We start from the raw sequence: 5676 nt of genomic DNA, 5'->3' as shown, positions 1-5676 counted from the left end.
GACGATGCTCGGCGCGTGATCGAGGCGCTGCTCAGTGGCGGCCAGCTGCGCCTGCTGGGCGAGGTGCTTTCGGTGCGCTGATCGGGCTCCGGTCAATCGTTCGCCAAAAACAAAAAGGCCCGGTTCGTATTGAACCGGGCCTTCGAATAAATAGCCTGACGATGTCCTACTTTCACACGGGAACCCGCACTATCATCGGCGCAAAGGCGTTTCACTATCCTGTTCGGGATGGGAAGGAGTGGGACCACCTCGCTATGGTCATCAGGCTTGACTTGTCGCCTCGCTGCTTCTTGGGGGCAGCTAGGCCAATTCATAGAGTATTTGAAAATCAGCTGTTCGATCGCGCTACTGGCATAACCCGTTCGACTCAATCGTCAAAGTTATAGGGTCAAGCCTCACGAGCAATTAGTACCGGTTAGCTCAACGCATTACTGCGCTTCCACACCCGGCCTATCAACGTCCTGGTCTCGAACGACTCTTCAGGGGGCTCAAGGCCCCGGCAAGACTCATCTTGGAACGAGTTTCCCGCTTAGATGCTTTCAGCGGTTATCTCTTCCGCACTTAGCTACTCGGCAATGCCACTGGCGTGACAACCGATACACCAGAGGTGCGTCCACTCCGGTCCTCTCGTACTAGGAGCAGGCTTCCTCAATCTTGCAGCGCCCACGGAAGATAGGGACCAAACTGTCTCACGACGTTTTAAACCCAGCTCACGTACCTCTTTAAATGGCGAACAGCCATACCCTTGGGACCGGCTACAGCCCCAGGATGAGATGAGCCGACATCGAGGTGCCAAACACCGCCGTCGATATGAACTCTTGGGCGGTATCAGCCTGTTATCCCCAGAGTACCTTTTATCCGTTGAGCGATGGCCCTTCCATACAGAACCACCGGATCACTTAGTCCTACTTTCGTACCTGCTCGACTTGTCAGTCTCGCAGTCAAGCACGCTTATGCCTATGCACTATTAGCACGATTTCCGACCGTGCCTAGCGTACCTTCGAACTCCTCCGTTACGCTTTGGGAGGAGACCGCCCCAGTCAAACTGCCCACCATACACTGTCCCCAACCCGGATAACGGGCCAAGGTTAGAACCTCAAACACACCAGGGTGGTATTTCAACGTTGGCTCCACGATACCTAGCGGCACCGCTTCAAAGCCTCCCACCTATCCTACACAGATCTGTTCAAAGTCCAATGTAAAGCTACAGTAAAGGTTCATGGGGTCTTTCCGTCTTTCCGCGGGGAGATTGCATCATCACAAACATTTCAACTTCGCTGAGTCTCTGGAGGAGACAGTGTGGCCATCGTTACGCCATTCGTGCAGGTCGGAACTTACCCGACAAGGAATTTCGCTACCTTAGGACCGTTATAGTTACGGCCGCCGTTTACTGGGACTTCAATCAAGAGCTTGCACCCCATCATTTAATCTTCCAGCACCGGGCAGGCGTCACACCCTATACGTCGACTTTCGTCTTTGCAGAGTGCTGTGTTTTTAATAAACAGTCGCAGCCACCGATTCTCTGCGGCCTCATTGGGCTCCCCAAGTAAATGGTTCACCTACTAAAGGCACACCTTCTTCCGAAGTTACGGTGTCAATTTGCCGAGTTCCTTCTCCAGAGTTCTCTCAAGCGCCTTAGAATACTCATCTCGCGCACCAGTGTCGGTTTGCGGTACGGTCGTCTATAGCTGAAGCTTAGTGGCTTTTCCTGGAAGCAGGGTATCACTCGCTTCGGCGGCAAGCCGCCTCGTTATCACCCCTCATCTAAGACCCCCGGATTTGCCTAAGGGCCACGACTACAGGCTTGAACCGGGACATCCAACACCCGGCCGAGCTAACCTTCTCCGTCCCCACATCGCACTATAGATCGGTACAGGAATATTGACCTGTTTCCCATCAGCTACGCATCTCTGCCTCGCCTTAGGGGCCGACTCACCCTACGCCGATGAACGTTGCGTAGGAAACCTTGCGCTTTCGGCGAGGGGGCTTTTCACCCCCTTTAACGCTACTCATGTCAGCATTCGCACTTCCGATACCTCCAGCAGACCTCACGATCCACCTTCGCAGGCGTACGGAACGCTCTCCTACCACTTGCACTTGCGTGCAAATCCGCAGCTTCGGTAACTGGCTTAGCCCCGTTACATCTTCCGCGCAGGACGACTCGATCAGTGAGCTATTACGCTTTCTTTAAATGGTGGCTGCTTCTAAGCCAACATCCTGACTGTTTTAGCCTTCCCACTTCGTTTCCCACTTAGCCAATTTTGGGGACCTTAGCTGGCGGTCTGGGTTGTTTCCCTCTTGTGTCCGGACGTTAGCACCCGGTGCACTGTCTCCCAAGCTGTACTCATCGGTATTCGGAGTTTGCAATGGTTTGGTAAGTCGCCATGACCCCCTAGCCATAACAGTGCTCTACCCCCGACGGTAATACTTGAGGCACTACCTAAATAGTTTTCGGAGAGAACCAGCTATCTCCAAGTTTGTTTAGCCTTTCACCCCTATCCACAGCTCATCCGCTAGTTTTGCAACACTAGTCGGTTCGGACCTCCAGCAGGTGTTACCCTACCTTCATCCTGGCCATGGATAGATCACTTGGTTTCGGGTCTACACCCAGCGACTAGACGCCCTATTCGGACTCGGTTTCCCTTCGCCTTCCCTATTCGGTTAAGCTTGCCACTGAATGTAAGTCGCTGACCCATTATACAAAAGGTACGCCGTCACCCTTGCGGGCTCCGACTTTTTGTATGCATGCGGTTTCAGGATCTATTTCACTCCCCTCCCGGGGTTCTTTTCGCCTTTCCCTCACGGTACTAGTTCGCTATCGGTCGATTACGAGTATTTAGCCTTGGAGGATGGTCCCCCCATGTTCAGACAGGGTTTCACGTGCCCCGCCCTACTTGTCGTACGCCTAGTTCCACAGAAGACTTTTTTCATACAGGGCTATCACCTGCTATGGCCGGACTTTCCAGACCGTTCTGATAAATCGACTGCTAAAACGTACAGGCTGTTCCGATTTCGCTCGCCACTACTTTCGGAATCTCGGTTGATGTCTTTTCCTCGAGCTACTGAGATGTTTCAGTTCGCCCGGTTCGCCTCGTCACCCTATGTATTCAGATGACGATACCCTTGCGGGTGGGTTTCCCCATTCGGAAATCCCCGGATCAAAGCTTGCTTGCCAGCTCCCCGAGGCTTATCGCAGACTGCCACGTCCTTCATCGCCTGTAATCGCCAAGGCATCCACCACATGCACTTAGTCACTTGACCCTATAACTTTGACGCCGAAGCTCTCGCTTCAGACATCCGGTCAATGACAGATTTTGAGTATTCACGCGTTATGCCGAACTTCAATTCTCGCGAATCAAAGTTTGTATTGACGCAATCAAACTGTCGCTGATGGCACGGCGCATCCCGAAAGATGCTTTCCATCAGCAACGCTGATTTTCGACTCTATGAATTGTTAAAGAACGACGACAGCCGATCGAAACGATCGAACCGCAAAACACTCAGGCAAGTGCTTTGCGCTTCAAACGCTCGTGCGTGGGATGGTGGAGGTGAACGGGATCGAACCGATGACCCCCTGCTTGCAAAGCAGGTGCTCTCCCAGCTGAGCTACACCCCCAGAGGATGGTGGGTCTGGTTGGATTCGAACCAACGACCCCCGCCTTATCAAGACGGTGCTCTAACCGACTGAGCTACAGACCCGCACACTCGGGATAGTCTGTCGTCAACAACAGCCGATAAGTGTGAGCGCTTGAAATTGAGTGCTTTTTCCAGAAAGGAGGTGATCCAGCCGCACCTTCCGATACGGCTACCTTGTTACGACTTCACCCCAGTCACGAACCCTGCCGTGGTAATCGCCCTCCTTGCGGTTAGGCTAACTACTTCTGGCAGAACCCGCTCCCATGGTGTGACGGGCGGTGTGTACAAGACCCGGGAACGTATTCACCGCGGCAAGCTGATCCGCGATTACTAGCGATTCCGACTTCACGCAGTCGAGTTGCAGACTGCGATCCGGACTACGACCGGTTTTCTGGGATTGGCTCCCCCTCGCGGGTTGGCAGCCCTCTGTACCGGCCATTGTATGACGTGTGTAGCCCTACCCATAAGGGCCATGATGACCTGACGTCATCCCCACCTTCCTCCGGTTTGTCACCGGCAGTCTCATTAGAGTGCCCTTACGTAGCAACTAATGACAAGGGTTGCGCTCGTTGCGGGACTTAACCCAACATCTCACGACACGAGCTGACGACGGCCATGCAGCACCTGTGTCCAGGTTCTCTTTCGAGCACTCCCACATCTCTGCAGGATTCCTGGCATGTCAAGGGTAGGTAAGGTTTTTCGCGTTGCGTCGAATTAAACCACATCATCCACCGCTTGTGCGGGTCCCCGTCAATTCCTTTGAGTTTCAACCTTGCGGCCGTACTCCCCAGGCGGTCAACTTCACGCGTTAGCTACGTTACTGAGAAGAAACCCTCCCAACAACCAGTTGACATCGTTTAGGGCGTGGACTACCAGGGTATCTAATCCTGTTTGCTCCCCACGCTTTCGTGCATGAGCGTCAGTGCAGGCCCAGGGGATTGCCTTCGCCATCGGTGTTCCTCCGCATATCTACGCATTTCACTGCTACACGCGGAATTCCATCCCCCTCTGCCGCACTCAAGCTATGCAGTCACAAATGCAGTTCCCAGGTTAAGCCCGGGGATTTCACATCTGTCTTACATAACCGCCTGCGCACGCTTTACGCCCAGTAATTCCGATTAACGCTTGCACCCTACGTATTACCGCGGCTGCTGGCACGTAGTTAGCCGGTGCTTATTCTTCAGGTACCGTCATCCTCCCGAGGTATTAACCCAGAAGATTTCTTCCCTGACAAAAGCGGTTTACAACCCGAAGGCCTTCTTCCCGCACGCGGCATGGCTGGATCAGGCTTGCGCCCATTGTCCAAAATTCCCCACTGCTGCCTCCCGTAGGAGTCTGGGCCGTGTCTCAGTCCCAGTGTGGCTGGTCGTCCTCTCAGACCAGCTACAGATCGCAGGCTTGGTAGGCCTTTACCCCACCAACTACCTAATCTGACATCGGCCGCTCCAATAGCGCGAGGCCTTACGGTCCCCCGCTTTCACCCGTAGGTCGTATGCGGTATTAATCCGGCTTTCGCCGGGCTATCCCCCACTACTGGGCACGTTCCGATGCATTACTCACCCGTTCGCCACTCGTCAGCACCTTGCGGCCTGTTACCGTTCGACTTGCATGTGTAAGGCATGCCGCCAGCGTTCAATCTGAGCCAGGATCAAACTCTTCAGTTCGATCTTGAATTTGCTCAATAGGAATCGAAGTGAACTTCACTTCTATTTCCATGAGCGTTTAAAGTCACTAGGACCTCGAAGTCTTGCGACTTCTTGGCACTCGCCTCAAACGCCCACGCTTATCGGCTGTATGTTGTTAAAGAACTTTGCTGCTTTCGCTGCGTCGCTGTTTGTTCAGCGAAGACCGAGATTCTGACATTCTTTTTAAACCCTGTCAAGCACTCGGCTTTTCCGCTTTTCGCTGAAACTCTTTTCAGAGTTTCTCCGGCACTGCCTCTTTCGAAGCACCACCGTCGATCAGCGGAGCCTGTGACTGTAGCACGGCTCCAAAACCGATTGCAAGCGGTTCAACGAAAAAAGTTTGCAGGACACCGTC

At 53.6% G+C, this 5676-nt stretch carries 2 tRNA genes and 3 rRNA genes; all 5 read right to left on the bottom strand.

What is annotated here, in order from left to right:
• Nucleotides 1-153: 153 nt before the first annotated feature.
• A 5S ribosomal RNA gene (gene rrf, locus G5B56_RS19685) occupies nt 154-266 on the bottom strand.
• A 118-nt stretch (nt 267-384) separates the two neighbouring features.
• Nucleotides 385-3261, bottom strand: a 23S ribosomal RNA gene (locus tag G5B56_RS19680).
• 279 nt (nt 3262-3540) lie between these two features.
• Nucleotides 3541-3616, bottom strand: a tRNA-Ala gene (locus tag G5B56_RS19675).
• A gap of 6 nt (nt 3617-3622) precedes the next feature.
• Nucleotides 3623-3699 (bottom strand) — tRNA-Ile (locus G5B56_RS19670).
• Between the two features lie 72 nt (nt 3700-3771).
• Nucleotides 3772-5300 (bottom strand): 16S ribosomal RNA (locus G5B56_RS19665).
• The 16S, 23S and 5S rRNA genes sit together here with 2 tRNA genes alongside, the layout of an rRNA operon.
• Nucleotides 5301-5676: the final 376 nt, after the last annotated feature.

Origin of the sequence: Rubrivivax sp. JA1026 (assembly GCF_011065555.1) — a bacterium.
GTDB classification, from domain to species: domain Bacteria; phylum Pseudomonadota; class Gammaproteobacteria; order Burkholderiales; family Burkholderiaceae_C; genus Rubrivivax; species Rubrivivax benzoatilyticus.
The sequence above is the reverse complement of the archived record's forward strand: the minus strand, read 5'-3'. Positions and strand labels throughout refer to the sequence as shown.